Source organism: Klebsiella sp. K-Nf6, from assembly GCF_002806655.1.
GTDB classification, from domain to species: domain Bacteria; phylum Pseudomonadota; class Gammaproteobacteria; order Enterobacterales; family Enterobacteriaceae; genus Klebsiella; species Klebsiella variicola.
On the sequence record NZ_PIBN01000030.1, the window covers coordinates 1 to 25,079 of the forward strand.

The window sequence follows — 25,079 nt, forward strand, 5'->3', positions numbered from 1 at the left end:
CGGACGCTGCCTCGGCCCGACCCGAAGCCTGCAGGGATAAGTCGAAGGTACCACGCAGTGGCGATGTTGCTGGCCGGAGCCCGGGGGTACAGGGGGCGGCGGCGACTGGCCGCCCCCTGTGCGCTCCCTGCGCCATGAGTGACATAACGCAGAAAAAATATTGGGAGCGCAATCTGCCCGGAAATAACACAGGAGTGGTAGCCCTGCTAAGCGCAGCGCGAGCAGGGACATCTCCGGTTGCGCCGTTATTTCGCCGGGTGACGGCTGGCGCCTGACCCGACCTACAAAACTGAAGCAGCAGGCCCGGCATGCGCAGCGCCGCCGGGCATTACAAAATACGCCGCTGCTGACGCTGCGCCTCGCGGGCGAGACGTTTCTTACGCGCGTCGCACGGTTCCGGACAGTCGCAGACTTTCTCCAGCCCCAGCGACGAGATCCCGCCGCAGCTGCCCTGAATGCTCTTGCGCTTCACCAGGTAGCCCAGCGACATACCGAGGATCACCAGCGCAAAAATCACAAAGGTCGCGACAAATACCGTCAGCATCGTCAGCCTCCAAAGTCGTCGAGCATGATGTTCTCATCTTCGACGCCCAGGTCTTTGAGCATTTTTATCACCGCGGCGTTCATCACCGGCGGCCCGCACATATAGAATTCGCAGTCTTCCGGCGCCGGGTGGTCGCGCAGATAGTTTTCATACAGAACATTATGGATAAAGCCCGTATGCCCGGTCCAGTTATCTTCCGGCAGCGGATCGGAGAGCGCGACGTGGAAGGTAAAGTTTGGGTTGTCGCGCGCCAGCTGCTCGAACTCATCATCGTAGAACATCTCGCGCAGCGAACGGGCGCCGTACCAGAAGCTGATTTTGCGCGTGCTGTGCAGCCGCTTAAGCTGATCAAAGATATGCGAGCGCATCGGCGCCATGCCGGCGCCGCCGCCGATAAACACCATCTCAGCGTCGGTCTCTTTAGCAAAGAACTCGCCGAACGGCCCGGAAATCGTCACCTTATCGCCAGGCTTCAGCGACCAGATATAGGACGACATGATCCCCGGCGGCGCATCCGGTACTTTCGGCGGCGGCGTCGCGATGCGCACGTTGAGCATAATGATGCCCTTCTCTTCCGGATAGTTAGCCATCGAGTAGGCGCGCAAGGTCGGTTCTTTCACCTCAGAGACATAGCGGAACAGATTGAATTTGTCCCAGTCTGAACGATATTCATCAGGAATATCAAAGTCGGCATAGGCCACTTTATGCGACGGGCATTCGATCTGAATATAGCCGCCGGCGCGGAACGGCACCGCTTCACCATCAGGCACCCGTAATTTGAGCTCTTTAATGAAGGTGGCTTTGTTATCGTTAGAGATAACCTCGCACTCCCATTTTTTCACGCCGAAAATCTCTTCCGGCAGCTCAATTTTCATATTCTGCTTCACCGCCACCTGGCAGGCCAGGCGGCACCCTTCTTTGGCTTCGCGTTTGGTGATATGCGAAAGCTCGGTCGGCAGAATATCTCCGCCGCCTTCTTTGATGGTCACCCGACACTGGCCGCAGGAGCCGCCGCCGCCGCAGGCGGAAGAGACGAAGATACCGTTGCTGGACAGTGTGTTCAGCAGTTTGTCACCCGCCGGGGTGCGGATCTGTTTATCCGCTTCGTTATTGATCTCAATAACCACGTCGCCCGCGTTCACCAGCTTTGAGCGCGCAGCCAGGATAAGCCCCGACAGCACCAGCACAATTAGCGTGAACATCACGACGCCAAGAATAATTTCCATACTTATTCGCCCTTATAGCTGCACGCCGGAGAAGGACATAAAGCCCAGCGCCATCAACCCGGTGGTGATAAAGGTGATCCCTAACCCGCGCAAGCCGGCGGGCACATTGGCGTACTTCATTTTTTCGCGGATCCCCGCCATCGCCACGATCGCCAGCATCCAGCCGATGCCGGAGCCGAAGCCGTAGACGATGGATTCCGGGAAGTTGTAATCACGCTGCACCATGAACGACACGCCGCCGAAAATGGCGCAGTTAACGGCGATAAGCGGCAGGAAGATCCCTAACGCGTTATAGAGTGCCGGGAAGTACTTATCGAGGATCATCTCGAGGATCTGCACCAGCGCCGCAATCACCCCGATAAAGGTGATGAAGTTCAGGAAGCTGAGATCTACGCCTTCCACCAGCGCGCCGTCGCGCAGCACCAGGTTATAGACCAGGTTGTTGATTGGCACAGCAAGACCCAGCACCACCGTCACTGCGACGCCGAGGCCGAAGGCGGTGGAGACCTTTTTCGACACCGCGAGGAAGGTACACATCCCGAGGAAGAAGGCCAGCGCCATGTTCTCAACGAACACCGCGCGGACAAACAGGCTAATGTAATGAGCCATCATCGATTACTCCTTTTCCTGCTGCTCAGGCTTCCAGCTACGCAGGGCCCAGATCAGCAAACCGATAATGAAGAAGGCGCTCGGCGCCAGCAGGAACAGGCCGTTCGGCTGATACCAGCCGCCGTTCTGCACCGTCTCCAGCACCGTGATACCGAACAGCTTGCCGCTGCCGATAAGCTCGCGCAGGAAGCCGACGATTATCAGGATCGCGCCATAGCCGAGACCGTTGCCAATACCGTCCATAAAGCTGGCCAGCGGCGGCGATTTCATGGCATAAGCTTCGGCACGCCCCATCACGATACAGTTGGTGATGATAAGCCCGACGAACACCGACAGCTGCTTAGAGGTCTCATAGGCGAAAGCCCGCAGCAGCTGATCCACCACGATAACCAACGAGGCGATGATCGCCATCTGCACGATGATGCGCACGCTATTGGGAATATGGTGGCGAATCATCGAGATAAACATGCTGGAAAACGCCGTCACCAGCGTCACCGCAATGGTCATCACGAAGGCGGTTTCCAGTTTGGTGGTCACCGCCAGCGCGGAGCAGACGCCGAGCACCTGCAGGGCGATGGGGTTATTGGCGATAAGCGGCCCCACCAGCACGCGCTTCACCTCTTTCATATCGCTCTGTTCAGCCATTATTCAGCCCTCCCTCACGCACCTTTTTCAGGAACGGACCAAAGCCCAGTTCGCCCATCCAGAAATCAAAGCTATGCTGCACGCCGTTAGACGTTAGCGTGGCGCCGGATAAACCGTCTACTGCATGCAGGTCACCGGCGCGCGCGCCGCCTTTTACCACGCGGAGTGCCGGCATGCCGTTGTCATCCAGCACCTGCTTGCCAATAAACTGCTGGCGCCAGTTCGGGTTCTCAACTTCGCCGCCCAGCCCCGGGGTTTCCCCCTGATCGTAGTAAGTGATGCCTTTCACCGTGCGGCCATCGACGTCCAGCGCCACGAAGGCGTACATCATTGACCACAGACCATTGCCGTAGATCGGCAGCACCATCTGCTCAATCTGTTGCTGCGCGTCGCGCACCAGATAAATTTCCGCCAGGTTGCTACGCCGCTTAATGCCGGCCGGATCCTGGCTGGCGTCCAGCGCGATGCTCTGCTGCGGATCCTTCAGCGCCTGGGCTTGGTTGAATTTCCCCGGGTCTTTCTCCAACAGCTCGCCGGTCGACAGATTCACCAGCCGCGGTGTAATGCGTGCCGCGAAGGTATCGGCTACCGCATCGGCATCCATCCCGGGCTGCATCAGGCCGGCGACAGCCAGAATATTGCGCTGCTTATCCAGCGCCCGCTGCGCCTGCTGGCGGGATTTCAGCCCCACAGCCGATCCCGCCACCACGATGGAGCAGACCAGACAAAGCACCAGCACCACCAGCAGCGTTTTGCCGATGCTATCGTTACTTTTCTTCTCAGCCACGCGACTTCCTCCGCTTAATATTGGCCTGCACCACCAGGTAATCGAACAGCGGTGCGAAGAGGTTGGCGAAGAGGATCGCCAGCATCATCCCTTCCGGATAGGCCGGGTTCACCACGCGGATCAGCACGCACATCACGCCGATCAGCACGCCGTAACTCCATTTCCCTTTATCAGTAAACGAGGCGGATACCGGGTCCGTCGCCATAAACATCATGCCGAAGGCAAAGCCGCCGAGCACCAGATGCCAGTACCACGGCATGGCGAACATCGGGTTGGTTGCGGAACCGATGAAATTAAACAGGGTGGCGGTGGCGATCATGCCGATCATCACCCCGGCGACGATGCGCCAGGACGCGACGCGGCCAAAGAGAATGATCGCGCCGCCAATCAGGATCATCAGCGTGGAGACTTCGCCAATTGAGCCGGGAATGTTGCCGAGAAAGGCGTCCATCCAGCTCACCGGGATGCCGGTAGCAACGTTAACCAGCGCTTCACCGCCGCCGCTGCCCCACTGGGAGAGCGGCGTGGCGCCGGAGAAACCGTCCGCCGCCGTCCACACGAGGTCGCCGGAGATTTGCGCCGGGTAGGCGAAGAACAGGAACGCGCGCCCGGCCAGTGCCGGGTTGAGGAAGTTGCGCCCGGTACCGCCGAAAATCTCTTTAGCGATCACCACCCCGAAGGAGATCCCCAGCGCCGCCTGCCATAGCGGCAGCGTAGGTGGCACAATCAGCGCGAAGAGAATTGAGGTAACGAAAAAGCCTTCGTTGATCTCATGTTTGCGCACAATCGCGAACAGCACTTCCCAGAAGCCGCCGACGATAAAGACGGTGAGGTAAATAGGCAGGAAGAAGACCGCGCCCAGGGTCATCATGCTTAGCCAGCCGGCGTCAGTACTGAAGCTGACCCCTAACCACTGGGCGACGCTGTAATGCCAGTTGTTGGCGATCACCTGCTGCAGTTGTTCGGCGCCGTACAGTTTGTGCAGCGCCGGAATGGTCTGCAGCCCAACGTTGTACATGCCCCAGAACATCGCCGGGAATACGGCAAACCACACGAGGATCATCATCCGCTTGAGGTCGATGGCGTCGCGCACGTGCGCCGCGCCGCGGGTGACCTGCCCCGGCGTGTAGAAGATGGTCGCCGCCGCTTCATACAGCGGGTAATATTTTTCCAGCTTGCCGCCATGCGTGAAATGCGGCTCAAGTTTCTCAATCAGGTGCTTTAAGCCCATCTCTTATCCTTCCTGCTCAATCTGGGTTAACACGCTGCGCAGCGCCGGACCGTATTCATATTTGCCCGGACAAACGTAGGTGCAGAGCGCCAGATCTTCTTCATCCAGCTCCAGACAGCCCAGCGCCTGGGCGCTATCGCTATCGCCGGCCAGCAGATCGCGCAGCAATATGGTTGGCAGAATATCCAGCGGCATCACCCGCTCATAGTTGCCGATCGGCACCATCGCCCGCTCGCCGCCGTGAGTATCAGTGGAGAAATGAAAGCGCTTGCGCTTGAAGAAATGGCCTAGCGTAGTGCGGGTAATCGAGAACTTCTCTTTGCCCGGCATCACCCAGCCAAACAGCTCTTTTTCCCGACCTTCTCGAACCACGCTCACCTGCAGATGGAAACGCCCGAGGAAAGCGTGAGGGCCATGGGCACGGGTACCGCTAAGCACCGAGCCGGAAATGACGCGGTTTTCGCCCTCCTCCAGCTCGCCTGCAAGCAGATCGTCCAGACTGGCGCCCAGCGTCGTTTTGACCAGCCGCGGCGACTTCACCTGCGGGCCGCCGAGCGCAATCACCCGCTCGCAGTACAACTCACCTTCAAGGAAAAGCTTACCAATAGCGATCGCATCCTGATAATTGAGGTGCCAGACTTGCTTATTCAGGCTCACCGGCTCCAGGAAGTGAATATGCGTTCCCGGCAGCCCCGCTGGGTGCGGCCCGGCAAATTGATTAAAACAGACCTGGCCGCCACGATGGCCGCCCAGCTTGCCGCCACTCGGTTGGCAGACGTGCACTTTCCCGTCGGTTAGACGCGTGAGCACGGTAAGACCGGCGTCGAAGGCGGCACGCTCGGCCAGAATAATCGGCTGCGGCTCTGCCGCCAGCGGATTGGTGTCCATGGCGTTGACAAAAATAGCGGCGGGCACGCTGCCCGGGCGCGGCGTTTTACTGAATGGCCGGGTGCGTAGCGCGGTCCACAGGCCCGACGCCAGCAGCTGCTGCTGTACGGTGTCGCGCGGCAGCTCAGCCAGGGCGTCCGCAGCGTAACGCGTAAAGGCCACCGCGTCATTGCCCTCGATATCAATGACCACCGACTGCAAAACGCGCCGTTCACCGCGGTGGATCGCGCTGACAACCCCGCTCACCGGGGCGGTAAAGCAGACACCGGGGATCTTTTTATCTTCAAACAGGATCTGACCTTTTTTGACCCGATCGCCTTCTTTGACCGCCATGGCGGGACGCATTCCGACGTATTCTTCGCCGAGCAGCGCGACGCGCTTCACCGCTGGCGCGGGAGAAATCTGCTGTAATGGCATGCCAGCTATGGGCAAATCCAGCCCTTTCGTGATTTTAATCATATCGTTAGCAGGTATCCGTAACCTCAACCCCGACGCAGGCCGGGGCCAGCCTATTGATAGAATGGCAGAGAAGAAAGGGCGAAACGGCGCCAGTGGCGCTCATGACGGAAGAGAAGCCTCCTTTCTTACTCTGGTGATGAACCGGCGCAAGTGTAACATTTCGTGAGCGGCGGCTGTAGCGCGAGGGGCAATAAGTGCTTCTAAAATGCGAGCTATTGCGCAAAGTTCTGACTGTGTTTTCGCCGTAAGCAGGTTATAAAGTGAGGCTGAATTGTAAACGCCGCCACGTCGCCCTTGCGAAAAAATGCCGTGATGCTAATGTGAGCGCTCTAAATCCAGAAAACTCTGATTTCGGGTCTCTCTTGCCGTCCTGGCAATGTGGCTATTTTGTTTTATCAAGGAACAAGCAGTATGCGCAAAATCGCATTATTTATTGCGATGCTTCTGTTGCCGTGCGTGTCATTTGCCGGGCTGCTCAGCAGCAATAGCCCGACGACGCCGGTTAGCAAAGAATACAAGCAGCAATTAATGGGTTCACCGGTTTATATTGAGATCTTTAAAGAAGAGCGCATGCTCGACCTTTACGTCAAAATGGGTGAGACCTACCAGCTCCTCGACAGCTATCGGATCTGCAACTACTCCGGTGGTCTTGGGCCAAAACAGCGCCAGGGCGATTTCAAGAGTCCGGAAGGGTTCTACAACGTCACCCGCGGCCAGCTCAAACCCGATAGCCGCTTCTATAAAGCCATTAATATTGGCTTCCCGAACGCCTACGATCGCGCACATGGTTATGAAGGGAAATACCTGATGATCCATGGCGACTGCGTCTCTATCGGCTGCTACGCCATGACCGACAGCGGGATCGATGAAATCTTCCAGTTCGTGACCGGCGCCTTAGTCTTCGGCCAGGCAAGCGTGCAGGTGAGTATCTATCCGTTCCGCATGACCAATGCCAATATGGAACGCCACAAATACTCCTACTATGCGGATTTCTGGAAACAGCTCAAGCCTGGCTATGACTATTTCCAGCAGACCCACAAACCGCCGATTGTGTCAGTGACCGACGGCCGCTATGTGGTAAGCAAGCCGCTCAGCCACGAGGTTGTTCAGCCGCAGCTGGCCTCAAACTACACGCTCCCCGAGACAAAATAACGCCCACTCGCCTGGCATGATCTTGTGCCAGGTTTCATTGGCCGTCAGCGGCTGCGTGGCGATAACCGTGACCACATCGTTGGGTGTGGTCTCGCGTTGAAAGTCGATCTCCACATCCTGGTCCAGCAGTTTTGCCACGCCGAACGGCGCCCGCCGGGTGATCCAGTGCAGATTGGTCGAGCAGAACGCCATCACGTAGCGCCCATCCGACAGCAGCATGTTGAACACCCCTTTCTCACGCAGTTCACCCGCCAGAGTGGCGATAAACTTGAATACCCCCAGCATATTGCCCGGCGTGCGCGGATAGCGCTCGGTTAAGCGGTGCAGCAACCAGCAAAACGCCTTTTCACTGTCGGTTTCACCTACCGGATGGAAATTCCCGGTTTTTAGCGATTTATAGCCTTTGAGTTGCCCGTTGTGCGCGTAGGTCCAGTGGCGCCCCCACAGCTCGCGAGTAAACGGATGGGTGTTTTCCAGCGCCACCATACCGCGATTGGCCTGACGAATATGGGCGACAACGGAACAGGATTTAATCGGGTAATCCTGGACCAGCTTCGCGATAGGTGACTGAAAGCTTGGCTGCGGATCTTTGAATGTGCGACAGCCTTTGCCTTCATAGAAGGTGATACCCCAACCGTCTTTATGCGGCCCCGTCCCTCCTCCGCGCTGTACCAGCCCGGTAAAGCTAAAACAGATATCTGTTGGCACATTGGCGCTCATCCCGAGCAGTTCGCACATAGATCACCTCACCCTCACAAATCACGACGGCGTCAAAGCGAAGCCGCCGTCAACAGTACATACTCGCCTGCCTGTTAGCCTTTCACCATCTCTTTTTCGATCAGCATGATCAGGATATGGATCACTTTGATGTGGATCTCCTGGATGCGGTCGGCGTAGCCAAAGTGCGGCACGCGAATTTCAACATCGGCGGAGCCTGCCATTTTGCCGCCGTCTTTGCCGGTCAGGGTGATCACTTTCATCCCCTGCGCCCGCGCGGCTTCAATGGCTTTGATCACGTTGCCGGAATTGCCAGAAGTGGAGATACCAAGCAGCACATCGCCCGCGCGGCCAACGGATTCAACGTAGCGGGAAAACACATACTCATAGCCAAAATCATTGCTCACGCAGGAGAGATGGCTGACGTCGGAGATCGCGATGGCCGGATAACCCGGGCGGTTTTCGCGATAACGTCCTGTCAGCTCTTCCGCAAAATGCATCGCATCGCAATGGGAACCACCGTTACCGCAGGACAGCACTTTACCACCCGCCTTAAAGCTATCCGCCAGCAGGACAGCGGCACGCTGGATAGCATGGATATTGGCTTCGTCCTGCAGAAAGTTAGCCAGCGTTTCCGCGGCTTCGTTCAGTTCGTTACGAATAAGATCCTGGTACATGAGGATAATCCTTCAGTATGAGTGGAATAACCCTGGCAGTGTACCGGATAGCCGCGGAAGCGAGAAGCAGCAGGCTGCGTTATCCCCCGCCCTTTTGATTTTATGTGCCGCTTTTGCATACAACAATGTGAGCGAGGTTGTAATTATTTTGTAAACACATTGCTAAATAAAAACGCATGCACTACAACCAATACATCACAAGTGGTCAGACCTCCTACAAGCTCAGGGAGCATTTCTCTATGATGATTTTGAGTATTGTTGCAACCGTCGTTTTACTCGGTGCGCTCTTCTATCACCGGGTCAGCCTGCTGCTCAGCAGTGTGATTTTGCTCGCCTGGACCGCGGCGCTCGGCGCGGCCGGACTGTGGAATATCTGGCTGCTGCTACCGCTGGCCATTATTCTGTTGCCGTTCAACTTTGCCCCAATGCGTAAATCCATGATTTCCGCACCGGCATTTCGCGCTTTCCGCAAGGTGATGCCGCCGATGTCGCGTACGGAAAAAGAAGCCATCGACGCCGGCACCACCTGGTGGGAAGGCGATCTGTTCCGCGGCAACCCGGACTGGCATAAGCTGCATAACTATCCGCAGCCGCGCCTGACCGCCGAAGAGCAGGCATTCATTGATGGCCCGGTGGAAGAAGCCTGCCGGATGGCTAACGACTTCGCCATCACCCACGAAATGGCCGATCTGCCGCCAGAGCTGTGGGCCTATCTGAAAGAGCACCGCTTCTTCGCGATGATCATTAAGAAAGAATATGGCGGGCTTGAGTTCTCGGCTTACGCTCAGGCACGGGTACTGCAGAAACTCTCTGGCGTCTCCGGCATCCTGGCGATCACCGTCGGCGTCCCGAACTCACTGGGCCCGGGCGAGCTGCTGCAGCATTATGGTACCGAAGAACAGAAGAACCATTACCTGCCGCGTCTGGCACGCGGCCAGGAAATCCCCTGCTTCGCACTGACCAGTCCGGAAGCGGGCTCTGACGCCGGCGCTATCCCGGATACCGGCGTGGTGTGCATGGGCGACTGGCAGGGTCAGCAGGTGCTGGGGATGCGCCTGACCTGGAACAAACGCTATATCACGCTGGCGCCAATCGCCACCGTGCTGGGCCTGGCCTTCAAACTCTCTGACCCGGATCGTCTTCTGGGTGGTGAGGAAGAACTGGGCATCACCTGCGCGCTGATCCCCACCTCAACGCCGGGTGTGGAAATTGGCCGCCGCCACTTCCCGCTGAACGTCCCGTTCCAGAACGGCCCCACCCGCGGCAAGGATATATTCGTGCCGATCGATTACATCATCGGCGGCCCGAGCATGGCCGGTCAGGGATGGCGCATGCTGGTTGAATGTCTGTCGGTCGGCCGCGGCATTACCCTGCCGTCCAACGCCACCGGCGGTCTGAAATCAGTCGCCATGGCAACCGGCGCCTACGCCCATATTCGCCGCCAGTTCAAGATTTCGATCGGCAAAATGGAAGGGATTGAAGAGGCGCTGGCGCGTATCGCGGGTAACGCCTATGTGATGGACGCCGCGGCGTCGCTGATCACCTACGGCATTATGCTCGGCGAGAAACCGGCAGTGCTGTCCGCGATTGTGAAATATCACTGTACCCACCGCGGCCAGCGCTCCATTATCGACGCGATGGATATTACCGGCGGGAAAGGCATTATGCTGGGCGAAGGCAACTTCCTCGCCCGGGCTTATCAGGGCGCGCCTATCGCCATCACCGTTGAAGGTGCAAACATCCTGACCCGCAGCATGATGATCTTCGGTCAGGGGGCTATTCGCTGCCACCCTTACGTGCTGGAAGAGATGGCCGCCGCGCAGAATAACGACCTGAACGCCTACGACAAGCTGCTGTTCAAACACATTGGCCATGTCGGTAGTAATAAAGTACGGAGTTTCTGGCTGGGCCTGACCGGCGGACGCACCAGCAGTGCGCCGACCCGTGACGCCACCCGTCGCTACTATCAGCAAATGAATCGTCTGAGTGCTAACCTGGCGCTGCTGTCAGACGTATCGATGGCGGTACTGGGCGGCAGTCTCAAGCGTCGCGAACGTATCTCCGCGCGTCTGGGCGATGTGTTAAGCCAGCTGTACCTGGCCTCGGCGGTGCTGAAACGCTATGACGATGAAGGACGCAATGAAGCCGATCTGCCGCTGGTTCACTGGGGAGTGCAGGATGCGCTGCACCAGGCTGAACAAGCTATCGACGATCTGCTGAAAAACTTCCCCAACCGCCTGGTGGCAGGTGCGATGCGCGTGGCCATCTTCCCGACCTGGCGTCATCATCATGCGCCGTCGGATAAGCTGGACCATAAAGTCGCTAAAATTCTGCAGGTGCCCAGCGCCACCCGCTCCCGCATCGGTCGCGGTCAGTACCTGACGCCGAGCGAGCATAACCCGGTTGGTCTGCTGGAAGAAGCGCTGCTGGAAGTGATGGCGGCCGATCCTATCCACCAGCGCATCTGCAAAGAGTTGGGTAAAAATCTGCCGTTCACCCGTCTGGATGAGCTGGCACACAACGCGCTGGCCAAAGGATTAATTAATCAGGAAGAAGCCGCTATTCTGACCCGTGCAGAGCACAGTCGCCTGCGCAGTATCAACGTCGACGACTTTGCACCAGAGGAGCTGGCAACGCAGCCGGTAAAGCTGCCGGAAAAAGTTCGCAAGGTTGAAGCCGCATAATAAAACAATCACCACATCACACGCCGGGCGGGGAACTTTCCCCGCCTTTTTTTCGTCATCCCCTCCTTCATGACTTCTGTCAGTAGCATTTTTTTAACAAAATATTCCGCTGACCGCCGCGAGGCTGATATGGTGTTACAGTTAACCTAACCCCCTCATGAGAATGGAGTTGACCATTGTGCCTGGCCTGAAAATTACGCTGTTGCAACAACCGCTGGTCTGGATGGACGGCCCTGCTAACCTGCGCCATTTTGATCGCCAACTGGAAGGGATTATCGGGCGCGATGTCATTGTTTTACCGGAGATGTTCACCACCGGCTTTGCCATGGAGGCGGCAAAACAGTCTTTGCCACAGTCCGATGTTGTGGAATGGATGTATGCCAAGGCTGCACAAACTCAGGCGCTGATCGCTGGCAGCGCTGCGCTGCAAACCGAACACGGCGCCGTTAACCGCTTCCTGCTGGTCGAGCCTGACGGTACGGTGCACCATTATGATAAACGGCACTTGTTCCGTATGGCCGATGAACACCATCACTATGAGGCTGGTGACCGGCGCGTGGTCTTTGAATGGCGCGGATGGCGGATCCTGCCGCTGGTCTGTTACGACCTGCGTTTTCCGGTATGGTCACGTAATCTGAACGACTATGATTTGGCACTGTATGTCGCCAACTGGCCGGCGCCGCGATCGCTGCACTGGCAGTCGCTGCTGGTCGCCCGCGCCATCGAGAACCAGGCCTATGTCGCCGGCTGTAACCGGGTCGGTACTGACGGCAACGGCCACCATTACCGCGGCGATAGCCGGATTATCAGTCCGCAAGGGGAGATTGTCGCTACTGCCGATCCGCATCAGGCCACCCGTCTTGACGCCGAATTGTCGCTGACGGCCCTCCAGGAATATCGCGAAAAATTTCCCGCCTGGCGCGATGCCGATCCTTTTACCCTCGATTAATATCCCTCCGCTTTCTTCCCCATTCAGCGGGTAAAGAAAGCGGGATTTCGCCCGCCAACGCGCCACAGAATATTTGCCGGGCGCCATTCATTTCTGTTCTACACTCATTAAAAGACTCCACAATCAAATGGGCGGAGATCACCTTCAACTCACTTCTGCGTTGTAAATCATGAATTTTCTGTTGCTGGCGTGTTTTGTTAAACAACGCTGAGCGTTGGCGTAAGAATATTATGTGAGCGTAATAGACAATGGATAATAATAATCTGCTGTTGATTGAAAAACGGCTGGTCACCCGCTTTCTCGATATGTTTATTCGGTTCGGGCTTATTCTGGCGCTGGCCTCATTCTGTTTTACCGTCTTTTCTCCCTTTATCAATATGATGCTCTGGGCGCTGATCCTCGCCGTGGCGCTCTATCCCTTACATCAATATTTTGCCGGACTGTTAGCGGGCAAACAGGGACTGGCGTCAGTGGTGCTGGTGTTGTTAGGTATTTTACTGATCGTCATCCCCACGGTGCTGATGATCACCTCGCTGGCGGAAAGCGCCAGCGCCATGATTGACAGGATGGGGAGCCAGAGCTTTACGATTCCACCGCCCTCTTCGCGCATTGCCGCGTTACCGATCATTGGCGAACGGCTTAGCGCCCTGTGGATGAGGGCTTCCGTGGATCTCCCGGGGCTGCTCAGTAATTACCGCTCGCAAATCGGCGACATTGCCAAACAGTTCCTCAGCATTTTGGCCAGCATGGGCGGCGGGCTGATTGGCTTTATTATTTCGTTTATCGTCTCGGGAATTATGATGGCCTGGGGCGCAGCAGGCGCCATCAGCGCGCAGCGTATTGCCATTCGTATTACCGATGAAAATAAAGGCGTGACCCTCACCCGCCTGTGCACCAGCACCATCCGCGCGGTCGCCCAGGGCGTCATCGGGGTGGCATTGATCCAGGCGCTGCTGGTCGGCGTGATCATGCTGATGGCCAGCATTCCCGCCGTGGGGATCTTCTTCATTCTGGCCCTGATCCTCGGCATTGCGCAGGTGCCGGTGATCCTGGTGACGGCCCCGGCCATTGCGCTAATGTGGAGTATCGGTACCCACAGTACCGGAATGGATATCTTCTACACCATCCTGCTAATCGTCGCCGGTATGGCCGATAACGTCCTCAAACCTCTGCTGCTGGGGCGCGGAGTCGATGCGCCAATGCCGGTGGTGCTGCTGGGCGCCCTCGGCGGAATGGCCTCTAACGGCATTCTCGGTATGTTCCTCGGCGCCACTCTGCTGGCCATCGGTTACCGGATCTTCATGACCTGGGTAAATGAAGGGCAACCCGCCCTGCCGCAGGATAAATAACCTCAAGGGAGCGTTACGCTCCCTTGATTCATTCCATAAACATTCGCACCGCGCACCAGACCAGCAGCAGCGCCAGCAGCAGATTTAACCCTCTTCCATGGCGTTCGAACACCGGCTGAAACAGCTGACCGGCCAACGCCCAGCAAAGATTGCCGGCAACGCCTATTACTGACAGCAACAGGCTTATCATCACCAGCCAGAATGGCTCTCGAGTCACCGGCAGAACAAAGGTCGACAGGGCCGTGATGCCGTACAGGATAATTTTTACATTCACAAACTGCAGCCCCAGGCTGGCCCAGAAGCTGACAGGCCGCTCCTCCTGCCCACCGCTGGCAGGATCGCTACGGGCAATGTGCCAGGCCAGCCACAGAATATACCCCGCACCGACCCAGCGGAGCAGGGAGGTCATTCCCGCATCCAGCGTAACAAGGGTTAACGTCAGCCCGGCGCAAATCAGCATGATAATCACGAATCCGAGGCTCATACCGACCAGTACCCGTGTGCTGCGTCGAAAGCCGTGCGCGGTGACGCTGCTCAGCGCCAGAATATTATTCGGCCCGGGCGTCAGGGCGGTGATCAGGGTGTAAGTTAAAAAGGCGCTAATCAGGGTAGGTGTCACGTGTTTTCTCCTCTTGACTGGCAGACAGTACCCGAAGCTGATAATTTAAAAAAATGAATGTTTTTTCATTCTGACTTCGAGAATGTCGATATAAAGAGGAAATATGGATCTGCGACGCTTTATCACCTTCAAAACGGTTGTCGAAGAAGGATCCTTTCTGCGCGCCTCGCAGAAACTGTGCTGCACCCAGTCCACCGTAACCTTTCATATCCAGCAGCTTGAGCAAGAGCTTGCCATCCCGCTGTTTGAGAAAATTGGCCGGCGGATGTGTCTCACCGCCGCGGGTAAGAATGTCCTGCCGCATGTCTACGACTTGACCAAAGTGATGGCGTCGATTCGTCAGGCAGCCCGCCAGGACGATGAACCCGGCGGTGAACTTCGCGTCGCCACTGGTGAAACCCTGCTGGCGTATAAAATGCCGCCGGTGCTGCAGCGTTTTAAGCAACGCGCCCCGAAGGTCCGCCTGTCACTACAGTCGCTCAATTGCTACAGCATCCGTGATGCGCTGCTCGCTGACGAAGTCGACCTGGGGGTGTTTTACCGGGTTGGCAACGATGATGCACTCACCATGATGGAACTTGGCCCGCAGCCGCTGGCGCTGGTCGCATCAGTCGATCAGGCGCCGGTCGACTTCCTGCGCCCGCGGCAGCATATCCCATTGAGCTTTATCATCAACGAGCCCCAGTGCGTGTTCCGGCAGATTTTTGAAAGTACCCTGCGCCAGCGCGGCATTACCATGGAGAACACCATCGAACTGTGGAGTATTGAAAGCATCAAGCAGTGCGTGGCGGGCAATCTTGGGGTGAGCTTCCTGCCGCGCTTTGCGGTAGAGGAGGAGCTCAAACGCGGGACGCTGGTCGAGCTGCCGTTCAGCGAGACGCCGCTGACGATCCATGCGCTCTGCGCCCATCACGCCGGGAAAGCAATCAGTCCAGCGATGCGGGTATTCATGCAGTGTATGCAGGAGGAACAAGAGGCGCGCTGAAATTCGGCGACGAAAACGACGAAAGCCTGAATCATTGCTGATTCAGGCTTTCTGAATAGTGGCGGAACGGACGGGACTCGAACCCGCGACCCCCTGCGTGACAGGCAGGTATTCTAACCGACTGAACTACCGCTCCGCGTTGTTGTTCCGTTGGGAACGAGGCGAATATTACGGATTCCCCTCTACCCCGTCAACGCTTTTTCTACCGTTTTGAATCGTTTGCTGCAAAAATCGCCCAACCGCCTACTTTTAATCCATTTTAGTGGTTATCAGGCACGCCACAGGCAGCTTCCGCCTTTCTTTTGTACCAGATCGAGGCGGGATTCATGGTTCACCAGTTCTTCATCAGAGGCATAAACCACCCGTAACTGGCTGGCGGCGCGGACGACGCGCTGAATGCCCATCTCTCCCGCCTGCTGCTGGCTTTCGCCTTCCATAGAGAACGCCATCGAAGTCTGGCCACCGGTCATCATCAAATAGACATCGGCCAGAATCTGGGCATCGAGTAATGCCCCGTGCAGCGTACGCTTGCTGTTATCTATTTCGTAGCGCGAACATAACGCATCCAGGCTGTTGCGCTTGCCGGGGAACATTTTCCGCGCCAGTGCCAGACTGTCGGTGATTTTACAAAAGGTCTCGGTTTTCCCGATGCCGCGGTTCAGCTTCCCGAATTCATAGTCCATAAAGCCGATATCGAACGAGGCGTTATGGATCACCAGCTCCGCGCCGCGGATGTAATCCATAAACTCATCAGCCACGTCGGCAAAGGTGGGTTTATCCAGCAGGAACTCATCGGCGATCCCGTGCACGCCGAATGCTTCAGGATCCACCAGCCGGTCGGGTTTCAGATAGACGTGGAAATTGTTACCGGTCAGGCGGCGGTTGATCACCTCCACGGCACCGATCTCAATAATCTTGTGTCCTTCGTAGTGCGCCCCGATCTGGTTCATACCGGTGGTTTCGGTATCGAGAACAATCTGGCGCGTAATTGCAGTGCTCATAGCGGTCATTTATGTCAGACTTATCGTTTACAAATCGATTTCAATTACAGGAAGTCTACCAGAGATGCTCAAACAGGTAGAAATTTTCACCGACGGCTCTTGCCTGGGAAATCCAGGACCCGGCGGTTACGGCGCCATCATGCGCTACCGCCAGCACGAAAAAACCTTTAGCGCCGGCTACCGTCTGACCACCAATAATCGCATGGAACTGATGGCGGCAATCGTCGCCCTGGAAGCGTTAAAAGAACATTGCGAGGTCGTACTCAGCACCGACAGCCAGTATGTCCGCCAGGGGATCACCCAGTGGATCCACAACTGGAAAAAGCGCGGCTGGAAAACGGCAGAGAAAAAACCGGTGAAGAATGTCGACCTCTGGCAGCGCCTGGACGCTGCACTTGGCCAGCATAAGATTAAATGGGAATGGGTGAAGGGCCACGCCGGCCATCCTGAAAACGAACGCTGCGACGAACTCGCCCGCGCGGCAGCCACTCATCCCACTCAGGACGATATCGGCTACCAGCCTGAGAGCTAATTCTGCCCCTTGCGCCACTGCCGGGTGGCGCCCACTGCCGGCCGCAGCTGCGTTTTCGCTTTACCGGATTTCATCGGATTGAGCGTCAGCGGAATGGTCCGTTTGCGGGCGACAATCAATTGTAAACAGCCCAGCGCTGGCAGATGAGTGCTCAATAGTTTGCCACCGTGGCGCGACCAGGGTAAAACCTGGTAACGCCCATAGTGCAGCACTTCAAAGTTGAGTAGCGACAGCCAGTCCAGCTGGCGCATCAGCGTAAACATACGGCTATTATAAGGCGTACCTTTGCGCAGGACCGGCACCAGCTTACGCACTCCCATCAGGCTGACCGGATTAAACCCGGTCAGGATCATCCAGCCATCATCAATCAGCACGCGATCGGCTTCCCGCAGCAGACGATGCGGATCGCCACACCACGGCAGAGTGTGCGCCAGCAGACAGGCGTCGACGGACTTTTCAGCAAAGGGTAAATGCAGCGGGTCGGCCCGGACCTGCATCGGGTTTCCCGCCAACGAGACATTGACCTGATGCGAGATGGCGCAAGCTTCGGTATTGATTTCCGCGCTCAGATTGCCAATCTTAAGCAGATGAAAGCCATATAATTTAGCCAGCCACGGTTTCATCTGCTGTTCCAGCGTTTCGCGATAGTATTCGCCCCACGGCATACTGGACCAATGCTCAGGCGCTGTCACTGTGTGAGGTATCCTTGCCGGCTTCATTGCCACCTTCCGCTACGCTTTAGAGGTAATTTATGAATCTTATCAGTATTCCCGCGTTTCAGGACAACTACATCTGGGTTCTCAGTGAGAATAACGGCCGCTGCATCATCGTTGACCCAGGCGAAGCCGCGCCGGTTCTGGCGGCAATCGAGGAAAACCAGTGGCAGCCCGAGGCCATTTTACTGACCCATCATCATCAGGATCACGTCGGCGGCGTAAAACAACTACGGGAGAAATTCCCTTCTATAGTGGTTTACGGGCCGGCGGAAACCCAGGATAAGGGAGTCACTCAGGTAGTAGGCGATGGCGATCGGTTGTCAATTCTCGGGCGCGATTTTTCCATTTTCTCCACGCCAGGTCACACATTAGGACATATCTGTTACTACAGCGAACCTTATCTGTTCTGCGGCGACACATTGTTTTCCGGCGGCTGCGGAAGGCTGTTCGAAGGTACTGCTGAGCAGATGTATCAATCATTTATGAAAATTAACGCCCTTCCTGAAGAAACCCTCATATGTTGCGCACATGAATATACGTTAGCGAATATGAAGTTTGCATTGAGTATCCTGCCAGATGATAGGGACATAAACGATTACTATCATAAAGTTAATGAGTTACGTGCAAAAAAACAAAAAACACTACCCGTAATTCTGAAAAATGAGCGTCGTATAAATTTATTTTTACGCGTAAATGATGTTGATTTAATTGATAAAATTAACAAAGAAACAAATTTGCAACACTCTGTGGCGCGATTTGCATGGTTAAGGTCAAAGAAAGACGACTTCTGATATTTAATTCTTGTCATCGGACAACTTCGCCGTTATCCTTGGTCGTCTTTTAAGCAACTATTGACACACACATGAAGGCACGAGCGATATTACTCGCCTCTGTCCTGCTGGTGGGGTGCCAGGCGTCTAAGCACGATGGCACCGTCGAACAGCGAGCACAGAGCCTTTCTGCGGCTGGTCAAGGGGAAGCAGGTAAGTTCACAAGTCAAGCGCGCTGGTTAGATGATGGAACCTTCTACGCGCAAGACCAGGATCTGTGGACTTCCATAGGCGACGAGCTAAAGATGGGAATACCGGATAATCCCCGGATTCGCGAACAGAAACAGAAGTACTTAAGAAATAAGAGCTATCTCCACGATGTAACTTTACGGGCAGAGCCGTATATGTACTGGATAGCCGGGCAGGTTAAGAAACGTAACATGCCAATGGAACTGGTATTACTACCCATAGTGGAGAGCGCTTTTGACCCACACGCGACGTCTGGCGCCAATGCCGCAGGCATTTGGCAGATCATTCCGAGCACAGGGCGCAATTATGGTTTAAAACAGACCCGCAGTTACGATGCGCGTCGTGACGTCGTCGCATCTACTACCGCGGCGCTGGACATGATGCAACGTCTGAACAAAATGTTCGACGGCGACTGGTTATTAACGGTCGCAGCCTATAACAGCGGCGAAGGTCGGGTCATGAAGGCAGTAAAAGCGAACCGTTCGCGTGGTAAACCCACCGATTTCTGGTCGCTGTCTCTGCCGCATGAAACGAAAATCTACGTACCGAAAATGCTGGCGTTGAGCGACATTCTCAAAAACAGCAAGCGTTACGGCGTAAAGCTGCCTACGGCCGATGAAAGCCGTGCGCTGGCGCGCGTTCGCCTCGACAGCCCGGTTGATATTTCTCAGCTCGCGGACATGGCGGGAATGCCGGTCAGCAAACTGAAAACCTTCAACGCTGGCGTAAAGGGATCAACGCTGGGCGCGAGTGGACCAAAGTACGTCATGGTGCCGCAGAAGCACGCTGCTCAGCTGCGTGAATCGCTGGCCTCTGGCGACATTGCCGCCGTGCAGCCAACGCAGCTCGCGGACAATACGCCGCTGACCAGCCGTAGCTATAAGGTACGTTCTGGCGACACGATTTCCGGGATTGCTTCGCGTCTCGGCGTCACGCCCCGGGATTTGCAGCAGTGGAACAATCTGCGCGGTTCAGGGTTAAAAGTCGGGCAGAATCTGGTTGTCGGCGCAGGTAGCAGCGCACAGCGCCTGGCGAATAACAGCGATAGCATCACCTATCGTGTTCGCAAAGGTGATTCGTTGTCGAGCATCGCAAAACGTCACGGTGTTAACATTCGCGACGTGATGCGCTGGAACAGCGATACCGACAATTTGCGGCCCGGCGATCAGTTGACGCTGTTCGTGAAAAACAGCGATCGACCAGAGTCCTGATACTCTCAGGGTTCTATAAAAAGGCACCGACTTCCCCCGGTGCCTTTTTTATTGCCCGCTTTAGACGGCCTTATGCGCTTCGAACAGGATGGTATCGCTGGTAAACGACCCGTCCTGCTGTAATTCGAAGTAGGCTTTGACCTCCGCCGAAGCGCTCTGCTGATATAAGCGAATCGCCTCTACCAGCGGCTCAGGAGTACGCATCCGCGCCACCCATGAGCTGAACTCCAGCGGCAGGCGATCGGTCGATAAATGATTAGTCACCAGACCTGCGTCATTGGCCAGCGCCAGCCACTCGCCGCTGGAATAATTACGCACGTGCGAGGTATCGCGCAGCGCTTCCACGGTCTGCAACCAGACATCACGTACCGGGTGACCCGGCGACATCACGTCCATTATGATCATCACCCCGCCCGGCTTGAGAACACGTTTCACCTCACGCAGCGCCTGGCCGACATCATGCCAGTGGTGAGCGGAGTAGCGGCTAATCACCACATCAAAACTGGCATCAGCGAACGGCAGCGTTTCAGCATATCCCTGCTGGGTCACGATATTGCTAAAGCCTTTCTCTTTTGCCGCCGCGGTAACCACTTCCAGCATCTGGCTTGATAAATCATAGGCGGTCACCTCGGCAACCTGTCCCGCCGCGGTAAAGCTGGCGTGCCCTGCCCCGCAGCCCATATCCAGCACTTTCGCCTGAGGGAAATCGGCCAGCCGTTCCGCCAGCCGCTGCAGATCGCGCCCGGAGGCGTGCACGGCGCTAGTCAAATAGGCGCTGGCCTGGGAGCCGAACTGCTTTTCGACGTTGTCATGGTGAGAGCGTGTTGTCATTGTGTTGTCCTTCGGTTGTGTGAGTAATTTAGGGCAGCATCGTGCTGAACGCAGACCTGCCCGATGGCAGGCCTGACATACCTTAAATTAATCAGGCTTGCCGGGACTGAATTCGACTAGTAGCGGGTTGTGATCGGAGGCGCGGGTCACCAGCACGGAAGCATCGTGTACGCTTAACCCACGATAGAACACAAAATCGAGCGGACGACCAAACGCGCGGCGGCGCTGATCGTCAGAGAAACGAACTTCGCGTAACGACATCTCACGCGCAAAGCGGTACAGCGCGTTCATCCGCGGGCGGCTCCAGGCATTGAAGTCTCCGGCCATGATCACCGGCCCGCTGTGATGGGCAATCTGATCACCTATCGGCAGCAGCTGTTTACTGTAGACGTCAACGCCAAGACTAAAGTTAACGGCATGGATGTTCACCACCATCAACAATCGCGCATCGGGCAGCGGATAGACGGTTACTAATGCGGATTTAGGCAGGCGCAAAATGGGTTCGCGTTCGCGCAGCGGGCAGCAATAGATGGGGTGAGCAGAGGCCAGCGTCATCACGCCGGAAGGATGCTGCGGCAGCACCAGAGCCGGTACCTGATCGGCAGCCAGATAGTTAGTGGTCGCGAACCTGACCAGCTCAGGCGTCGTCTGCGCCTCCTGCAACAGGACTAAATGGGCATCTTTGCCGAAATTTTTGAGGACTGACTGCCACTCTGCGCGCTGCTGCTTGAAGATATTCCATACCAGCACGCGGATCTTCTCATCGCTGCTTAACGGTGTGCCGGCAGGATAAACCGGACTCACACCCGCAAACGCCCCCGGAGGCAATATTCTCTCCGCAGGTTGTCCGGCGACGTAGCGCATGGCATAGGTATTCTTTCGCAATTTGGGCATCAATCCTCAATAACAGAAACCAGCCCAACAACGACTGGTTCTTCTGTTATAGGGATTTTCCCATCCACTTTCAATGCAATTTGCGATAAACCCTTAGCCTTCGAGAGAAACCGCTGCCGAACGGCGTGGCGATTTATCTAAACGACCGCTCAGCACCACCAACAGCAAGGCGACCAGCACAATCACCGCACCAACCCACGGCGTCTGCGCCAGACCATACCGTTCAACCGTCTGCCCACCGACGATGGACCCCAGCGCAATACCAATATTGAAGGCGGCAATATTCAGGCCGGAAGCGACGTCGACGGCGCCAGGCGTGTACTGTTCGGCTTTTTGCACCACGTACACCTGCAGACCCGGAACGTTGCCGAAGGCGAAAATGCCCATCACCAGCACCGTTGCCAGCGCGGCATAGTGGATGCTGGCGGTCAACTGGAAGACCAGAAGCAGCACAACCAGCGCGGCGAAGATAAACTTCAGCGCGGAGACGGCGCCATGCTTATCGGCCAGTTTGCCTCCCCACACATTGCCGATAGCAACCGAGACCCCGTAGCCCAACAGGATCCAGCTAACCGCTGACGGGCTGAAACCGGCCAGTTCCTGCATCATCGGTGCAAGAAAAGTAAAGGCGGTAAATACGCCGCCATAGCCCAGCGCGGTAATGGCGTAGATCATCAGCAGGCGAGGATGAGTTAATACTTTCATCTGATCGCGCAGGCTGGCACTGGCACGGCCCGGAATATTATTCGGTACCAGAATCAGGCTGCTGATAAGCGCAATCACGCCCAGAATCGATACCGCGAGGAACGTTTCCCGCCAGCCAAAATGCTGACCGATGAAAGTCCCGAACGGCACCCCGGTGACCAGCGCGACCGTCAGGCCGCCGAACATAATAGCGATAGCTGAGGCGGCTTTCTCTTTTGCCACCAGGCTGGTGGCGATTGTCGAGCCAATAGAGAAGAACACGCCGTGTGCCAGTCCGGTCAGCAAGCGCGCCAGGATCAGCGTTTCATAGCCCGGGGCCTGCCAGGCCAACACATTACCCGCCGTAAACAGGACCATCAACGCCAGCAGCAGCTGTTTACGCGGCATACGACCCGTTAGTGCCGTCAATACCGGGGCGCCGATCGCCACACCCAGCGCGTAGATAGAGACCAGTAGTCCCGCAGAAGGCAGAGAGATAGAGAGTTGTTGCGCGATGGTCGGGACCAGGCCGACAATCACAAATTCAGTGGTGCCAATTGCGAAGGCACCGATAGTTAAGGCAAATAGCGCCAGTGGCATAATTTACTCCGTAGCATCAGGATTAAGATGACACGTAGTATGAAGGGTTGTATAAATAACAAAAACTATCAAAGTATCAATAGAATTTTGCTACAGGTGCAATAATGAGAGCCACATCAGAGGAGATCGCCATCTTTGTGGCGGTGGTGGAAAGCGGGAGTTTCAGCCGGGCGGCCGAGCAGCTCGGACAGGCCAACTCTGCCGTCAGCCGGGCGGTCAAGAAGCTGGAATCAAAGCTGGGCGTAAGCCTGCTCAATCGGACCACCCGCCAGCTTAGTCTGACAGAGGAAGGCGAGCGCTATTTTCGCCGGATGCAGGTGGTCTTGCAGGAAATGGCGGCGGCAGAAAATGACCTGCTGGAGACGCGCACGACGCCGCGGGGCCTGCTGCGGGTGGATGCCGCGACGCCGGTGATGCTGCATTTTCTCATGCCGCTGGTGAAGCCATTTCGCGAGCGCTACCCGGAAATGAAGCTGTCGCTCGTCTCGTCTGAGACGTTTATCAATCTGATTGAAAGAAAAGTGGATGTAGCCATTCGGGCCGGGACCTTATCGGATTCCAGCCTGCGCGCCCGGCCGCTGTTTACCAGCTATCGTAAGATCGTCGCCTCGCCCGACTATGTCGCGCGCTACGGTATGCCGCAGCATCCGTCCGATCTGAAACAGCATCACTGCCTCGGCTTCACCGAGCCGGTATCACTGAATACCTGGCCGGTCTCCTGTTGCGATGGTCAGCTGTTAGAGATCGAGTCGGCGGTGTCATCCAACAGCGGCGAAACGCTCAAGCAGCTGTGCCTGACCGGTAACGGCATTGCCTGTTTGTCGGACTACATGGTGGATAAAGAGATTGCCAGCGGAGAGTTTGTCGAACTACTGGCCGATAAGCGCTTACCGGTGGAGATGCCCTTCAGTGCCGTCTATTACAGCGACCGGGCGGTCAGCACCCGCATCAGGGCATTTATTGATTTTCTGAGCGAGCATGTAAAACAGCTCCCGAAGGAGCTGTCGTAATACAATCTCAGGCGGCAATGCGAGCGGCATCCCGGTATCGGGTGATTAATCCCACTGCGGAGCCAGACCTTCCGGACTCACCAGACGATCGTTGCAGTCCAGTGCGGCGATCGCTTGACGATCTTCATCATCCAGCTGCAGATCCTGCGCTTTCAGGTTGCTGGCCAGGTTGTCACGCTTGGTGGACGATGGGATAACCGCATAGCCTTCGCCCATTGCCCATGCCAGAATAACCTGTGCTGGGGTCGCACCATGTTTCGCCGCGATACGGGCAATCACTTCATCTTTCAGTGCCTTACCGTAGGCCAGCGTCATGTAAGAGGTGATATGGATGCCGTGCTCACGCGCCCAATCGACCACTTTACGGTTTTGCAGGTACGGCGAGAGCTCAATCTGGTTAGTCGCGATGTTTTCCGCACCAACGGCGGCAATCGCACGCTCCATCAGCGGAATAGTGAAGTTGGAGATACCGATCTGACGGGTCAGACCCAGCTTCTTCGCTTCCATCAGAGCTGCCATAAACTCTTCAACGGCAACAGCGTCATTCGGCGACGGCCAGTGGATCAGCGTCAGGTCAACATAGTCAGTGCGCAGCTTCTGCAGGCTCTCTTTCAGGCTGGCGATGAGTTTGTCTTTGCTCAGGTTTTCGATCCAGATTTTGGTGGTGATGAACAGCTCATCACGCGACACGCCGCTTTCGGCGATGGCCTGACCCACCGCGGCTTCGTTGTCATAGATTTGCGCGGTGTCGATAGTACGATAGCCCAGCTCCAGCGCGGTTTTTACGGATGCTATAACAACATCATCTTTCAGACGGAAGGTGCCAAGACCAAATGCAGGGATTGCCATGATTTTCCTCGTTATTTCTTCATTTCGGTTAACGAATAGAATTATGGCTGAGGGTGAAGTGGAGAAAAAGAGCGATTAATGCAGAGGATTTTTGCTGATTTAGCAACAATCGGGAACAGAGCAAACAAAAAAGCCCTGAGCAAATGCTCAGGGCTCTTAATAAGTGGCGGAACGGACGGGACTCGAACCCGCGACCCCCTGCGTGACAGGC

25 protein-coding genes and 1 tRNA gene are annotated in these 25,079 nt (G+C 56.3%); 9 read left to right on the forward strand and 17 right to left on the reverse strand.

Features of this window, described 5'->3' with window-relative positions; all coding sequences use genetic code 11:
- Positions 1–328 precede the first annotated feature (328 nt).
- The 7 genes from nqrM to CWM61_RS27800 are packed head-to-tail and all read right to left on the reverse strand — an operon-like array spanning position 329 to position 6,389.
- A complete protein-coding gene (nqrM, locus tag CWM61_RS27770) occupies positions 329–544 on the reverse strand; it encodes a (Na+)-NQR maturation NqrM (protein ID WP_004204638.1) in 216 nt (71 codons plus the stop codon).
- A gap of 2 nt (positions 545–546) precedes the next feature.
- Positions 547–1,770 (reverse strand): NADH:ubiquinone reductase (Na(+)-transporting) subunit F, encoded by a 1,224-nt coding sequence (gene nqrF / locus CWM61_RS27775; protein ID WP_008805267.1) that lies wholly within the window; start codon positions 1,768–1,770, stop codon positions 547–549.
- Positions 1,771–1,782: 12 nt separating this feature from the next.
- A complete protein-coding gene (nqrE, locus tag CWM61_RS27780; RefSeq protein ID WP_004177335.1) occupies positions 1,783–2,379 on the reverse strand; it encodes an NADH:ubiquinone reductase (Na(+)-transporting) subunit E in 597 nt (198 codons plus the stop codon).
- 6 nt (positions 2,380–2,385) lie between these two features.
- A complete protein-coding gene (locus tag CWM61_RS27785) occupies positions 2,386–3,024 on the reverse strand; it encodes an NADH:ubiquinone reductase (Na(+)-transporting) subunit D (RefSeq protein WP_002889716.1) in 639 nt (212 codons plus the stop codon).
- Positions 3,017–3,811, reverse strand: a complete 795-nt coding sequence (locus CWM61_RS27790) for a Na(+)-translocating NADH-quinone reductase subunit C (RefSeq protein WP_061155667.1) — start codon at positions 3,809–3,811, stop codon at positions 3,017–3,019. Before CWM61_RS27790 ends, CWM61_RS27785 begins: the two co-directional genes overlap by 8 nt.
- A complete protein-coding gene (locus CWM61_RS27795; protein WP_100632226.1) occupies positions 3,804–5,042 on the reverse strand; it encodes an NADH:ubiquinone reductase (Na(+)-transporting) subunit B in 1,239 nt (412 codons plus the stop codon). The genes CWM61_RS27790 and CWM61_RS27795 overlap by 8 nt, the downstream gene beginning before the upstream one ends.
- A gap of 3 nt (positions 5,043–5,045) precedes the next feature.
- The gene (locus CWM61_RS27800; protein ID WP_100632227.1) at positions 5,046–6,389 is read right to left on the reverse strand and encodes a Na(+)-translocating NADH-quinone reductase subunit A; all 1,344 of its coding nucleotides are present in this window, start codon (positions 6,387–6,389) and stop codon (positions 5,046–5,048) included.
- Between the two features lie 411 nt (positions 6,390–6,800).
- Between CWM61_RS27800 and dpaA the strand changes: the two genes are divergently transcribed.
- Positions 6,801–7,541 carry a peptidoglycan meso-diaminopimelic acid protein amidase gene (gene dpaA, locus CWM61_RS27810; RefSeq protein ID WP_061155670.1) on the forward strand — a complete coding sequence of 247 codons (741 nt, stop codon included), beginning with the start codon at positions 6,801–6,803 and terminating at the stop codon, positions 7,539–7,541.
- On the opposite strand, the gene CWM61_RS27815 is transcribed toward dpaA, so the two are convergent.
- Together CWM61_RS27815 and lpcA are read right to left on the reverse strand one after the other, a co-directional pair.
- Positions 7,512–8,279 (reverse strand): class II glutamine amidotransferase, encoded by a 768-nt coding sequence (locus CWM61_RS27815; RefSeq protein ID WP_061155671.1) that lies wholly within the window; start codon positions 8,277–8,279, stop codon positions 7,512–7,514. The genes dpaA and CWM61_RS27815 overlap by 30 nt on opposite strands.
- A gap of 74 nt (positions 8,280–8,353) precedes the next feature.
- Positions 8,354–8,935, reverse strand: a complete 582-nt coding sequence (lpcA, locus tag CWM61_RS27820) for a D-sedoheptulose 7-phosphate isomerase (RefSeq protein ID WP_008805261.1) — start codon at positions 8,933–8,935, stop codon at positions 8,354–8,356.
- Between the two features lie 239 nt (positions 8,936–9,174).
- Between lpcA and fadE the strand changes: the two genes are divergently transcribed.
- The 3 genes from fadE (at position 9,175) to CWM61_RS27835 (ending at position 13,917) form a co-directional block, all read left to right on the forward strand.
- On the forward strand, positions 9,175–11,619 hold the full coding sequence (gene fadE / locus CWM61_RS27825) for an acyl-CoA dehydrogenase FadE (RefSeq protein WP_100632228.1): 2,445 nt from the start codon (positions 9,175–9,177) through the stop codon (positions 11,617–11,619).
- Positions 11,620–11,797: 178 nt separating this feature from the next.
- Complete coding sequence (locus CWM61_RS27830; protein WP_100632234.1) at positions 11,798–12,568, forward strand: amidohydrolase; 771 nt, start codon at positions 11,798–11,800, stop codon at positions 12,566–12,568.
- Between the two features lie 248 nt (positions 12,569–12,816).
- A complete protein-coding gene (locus CWM61_RS27835) occupies positions 12,817–13,917 on the forward strand; it encodes an AI-2E family transporter (protein WP_074386800.1) in 1,101 nt (366 codons plus the stop codon).
- A 28-nt stretch (positions 13,918–13,945) separates the two neighbouring features.
- On the opposite strand, the gene eamB is transcribed toward CWM61_RS27835, so the two are convergent.
- The gene (gene eamB / locus CWM61_RS27840; protein ID WP_074386801.1) at positions 13,946–14,536 is read right to left on the reverse strand and encodes a cysteine/O-acetylserine transporter; all 591 of its coding nucleotides are present in this window, start codon (positions 14,534–14,536) and stop codon (positions 13,946–13,948) included.
- A gap of 103 nt (positions 14,537–14,639) precedes the next feature.
- Between eamB and CWM61_RS27845 the strand changes: the two genes are divergently transcribed.
- Complete coding sequence (locus CWM61_RS27845; RefSeq protein WP_012968890.1) at positions 14,640–15,521, forward strand: LysR family transcriptional regulator; 882 nt, start codon at positions 14,640–14,642, stop codon at positions 15,519–15,521.
- Positions 15,522–15,580: 59 nt separating this feature from the next.
- Here the strand turns inward: CWM61_RS27845 and CWM61_RS27850 are convergent.
- Together CWM61_RS27850 and dnaQ are read right to left on the reverse strand one after the other, a co-directional pair.
- Positions 15,581–15,657 (reverse strand) — tRNA-Asp (locus CWM61_RS27850).
- Between the two features lie 133 nt (positions 15,658–15,790).
- Positions 15,791–16,522: a DNA polymerase III subunit epsilon gene (gene dnaQ / locus CWM61_RS27855; protein WP_004204621.1), complete on the reverse strand. Its 732-nt coding sequence runs from the start codon at positions 16,520–16,522 to the stop codon at positions 15,791–15,793.
- Between the two features lie 64 nt (positions 16,523–16,586).
- Here dnaQ and rnhA point away from each other — a divergent pair, with 64 nt between their 5' ends.
- Positions 16,587–17,054 carry a ribonuclease HI gene (gene rnhA, locus CWM61_RS27860; RefSeq protein ID WP_074386802.1) on the forward strand — a complete coding sequence of 156 codons (468 nt, stop codon included), beginning with the start codon at positions 16,587–16,589 and terminating at the stop codon, positions 17,052–17,054.
- On the opposite strand, the gene CWM61_RS27865 is transcribed toward rnhA, so the two are convergent.
- Positions 17,051–17,773 (reverse strand): class I SAM-dependent methyltransferase, encoded by a 723-nt coding sequence (locus CWM61_RS27865; RefSeq protein ID WP_061155676.1) that lies wholly within the window; start codon positions 17,771–17,773, stop codon positions 17,051–17,053. The genes rnhA and CWM61_RS27865 overlap by 4 nt on opposite strands.
- A 32-nt stretch (positions 17,774–17,805) precedes the next feature.
- On the opposite strand from CWM61_RS27865, the gene gloB reads away from it, so the two are divergent.
- The gene (gene gloB / locus CWM61_RS27870) at positions 17,806–18,561 is read left to right on the forward strand and encodes a hydroxyacylglutathione hydrolase (RefSeq protein ID WP_100632229.1); all 756 of its coding nucleotides are present in this window, start codon (positions 17,806–17,808) and stop codon (positions 18,559–18,561) included.
- A gap of 71 nt (positions 18,562–18,632) precedes the next feature.
- Positions 18,633–20,000 carry a murein transglycosylase D gene (gene mltD, locus CWM61_RS27875; RefSeq protein ID WP_074386804.1) on the forward strand — a complete coding sequence of 456 codons (1,368 nt, stop codon included), beginning with the start codon at positions 18,633–18,635 and terminating at the stop codon, positions 19,998–20,000.
- A gap of 60 nt (positions 20,001–20,060) precedes the next feature.
- On the opposite strand, the gene CWM61_RS27880 is transcribed toward mltD, so the two are convergent.
- From CWM61_RS27880 to CWM61_RS27890, 3 genes are all read right to left on the reverse strand, one after another.
- A complete protein-coding gene (locus CWM61_RS27880) occupies positions 20,061–20,831 on the reverse strand; it encodes a class I SAM-dependent methyltransferase (protein WP_100632230.1) in 771 nt (256 codons plus the stop codon).
- A gap of 87 nt (positions 20,832–20,918) precedes the next feature.
- The gene (locus CWM61_RS27885; RefSeq protein ID WP_004204614.1) at positions 20,919–21,716 is read right to left on the reverse strand and encodes an endonuclease/exonuclease/phosphatase family protein; all 798 of its coding nucleotides are present in this window, start codon (positions 21,714–21,716) and stop codon (positions 20,919–20,921) included.
- A gap of 102 nt (positions 21,717–21,818) precedes the next feature.
- Positions 21,819–23,009, reverse strand: a complete 1,191-nt coding sequence (locus tag CWM61_RS27890; RefSeq protein WP_100632231.1) for an MFS transporter — start codon at positions 23,007–23,009, stop codon at positions 21,819–21,821.
- Between the two features lie 104 nt (positions 23,010–23,113).
- Between CWM61_RS27890 and yafC the strand changes: the two genes are divergently transcribed.
- Entirely contained in the window at positions 23,114–24,019 is a 906-nt protein-coding gene (gene yafC, locus CWM61_RS27895; RefSeq protein WP_100632232.1) for a DNA-binding transcriptional regulator YafC, read from the forward strand.
- 45 nt (positions 24,020–24,064) lie between these two features.
- Here yafC and dkgB read toward each other — a convergent pair whose 3' ends face one another.
- Positions 24,065–24,868: a 2,5-didehydrogluconate reductase DkgB gene (dkgB, locus tag CWM61_RS27900; RefSeq protein WP_100632233.1), complete on the reverse strand. Its 804-nt coding sequence runs from the start codon at positions 24,866–24,868 to the stop codon at positions 24,065–24,067.
- Positions 24,869–25,079 lie beyond the last annotated feature (211 nt).

Coding starts and splice junctions, on each gene's coding strand:
- CWM61_RS27880 (WP_100632230.1), bottom strand. CDS start 20,831: ATGACAACACGCTCTCACCATGACAACGTCGAAAAGCAGTTCGGCTCC.
- nqrM (WP_004204638.1), bottom strand. CDS start 544: ATGCTGACGGTATTTGTCGCGACCTTTGTGATTTTTGCGCTGGTGATC.
- CWM61_RS27845 (WP_012968890.1), top strand. CDS start 14,640: ATGGATCTGCGACGCTTTATCACCTTCAAAACGGTTGTCGAAGAAGGA.
- yafC (WP_100632232.1), top strand. CDS start 23,114: ATGAGAGCCACATCAGAGGAGATCGCCATCTTTGTGGCGGTGGTGGAA.
- CWM61_RS27835 (WP_074386800.1), top strand. CDS start 12,817: ATGGATAATAATAATCTGCTGTTGATTGAAAAACGGCTGGTCACCCGC.
- gloB (WP_100632229.1), top strand. CDS start 17,806: ATGAATCTTATCAGTATTCCCGCGTTTCAGGACAACTACATCTGGGTT.
- nqrF (WP_008805267.1), bottom strand. CDS start 1,770: ATGGAAATTATTCTTGGCGTCGTGATGTTCACGCTAATTGTGCTGGTG.
- rnhA (WP_074386802.1), top strand. CDS start 16,587: ATGCTCAAACAGGTAGAAATTTTCACCGACGGCTCTTGCCTGGGAAAT.
- nqrE (WP_004177335.1), bottom strand. CDS start 2,379: ATGGCTCATTACATTAGCCTGTTTGTCCGCGCGGTGTTCGTTGAGAAC.
- CWM61_RS27785 (WP_002889716.1), bottom strand. CDS start 3,024: ATGGCTGAACAGAGCGATATGAAAGAGGTGAAGCGCGTGCTGGTGGGG.
- lpcA (WP_008805261.1), bottom strand. CDS start 8,935: ATGTACCAGGATCTTATTCGTAACGAACTGAACGAAGCCGCGGAAACG.
- CWM61_RS27865 (WP_061155676.1), bottom strand. CDS start 17,773: ATGAAGCCGGCAAGGATACCTCACACAGTGACAGCGCCTGAGCATTGG.
- mltD (WP_074386804.1), top strand. CDS start 18,633: ATGAAGGCACGAGCGATATTACTCGCCTCTGTCCTGCTGGTGGGGTGC.
- CWM61_RS27890 (WP_100632231.1), bottom strand. CDS start 23,009: ATGCCACTGGCGCTATTTGCCTTAACTATCGGTGCCTTCGCAATTGGC.
- dnaQ (WP_004204621.1), bottom strand. CDS start 16,522: ATGAGCACTGCAATTACGCGCCAGATTGTTCTCGATACCGAAACCACC.
- CWM61_RS27795 (WP_100632226.1), bottom strand. CDS start 5,042: ATGGGCTTAAAGCACCTGATTGAGAAACTTGAGCCGCATTTCACGCAT.
- CWM61_RS27800 (WP_100632227.1), bottom strand. CDS start 6,389: ATGATTAAAATCACGAAAGGGCTGGATTTGCCCATAGCTGGCATGCCA.
- CWM61_RS27815 (WP_061155671.1), bottom strand. CDS start 8,279: ATGTGCGAACTGCTCGGGATGAGCGCCAATGTGCCAACAGATATCTGT.
- dkgB (WP_100632233.1), bottom strand. CDS start 24,868: ATGGCAATCCCTGCATTTGGTCTTGGCACCTTCCGTCTGAAAGATGAT.
- fadE (WP_100632228.1), top strand. CDS start 9,175: ATGATGATTTTGAGTATTGTTGCAACCGTCGTTTTACTCGGTGCGCTC.
- dpaA (WP_061155670.1), top strand. CDS start 6,801: ATGCGCAAAATCGCATTATTTATTGCGATGCTTCTGTTGCCGTGCGTG.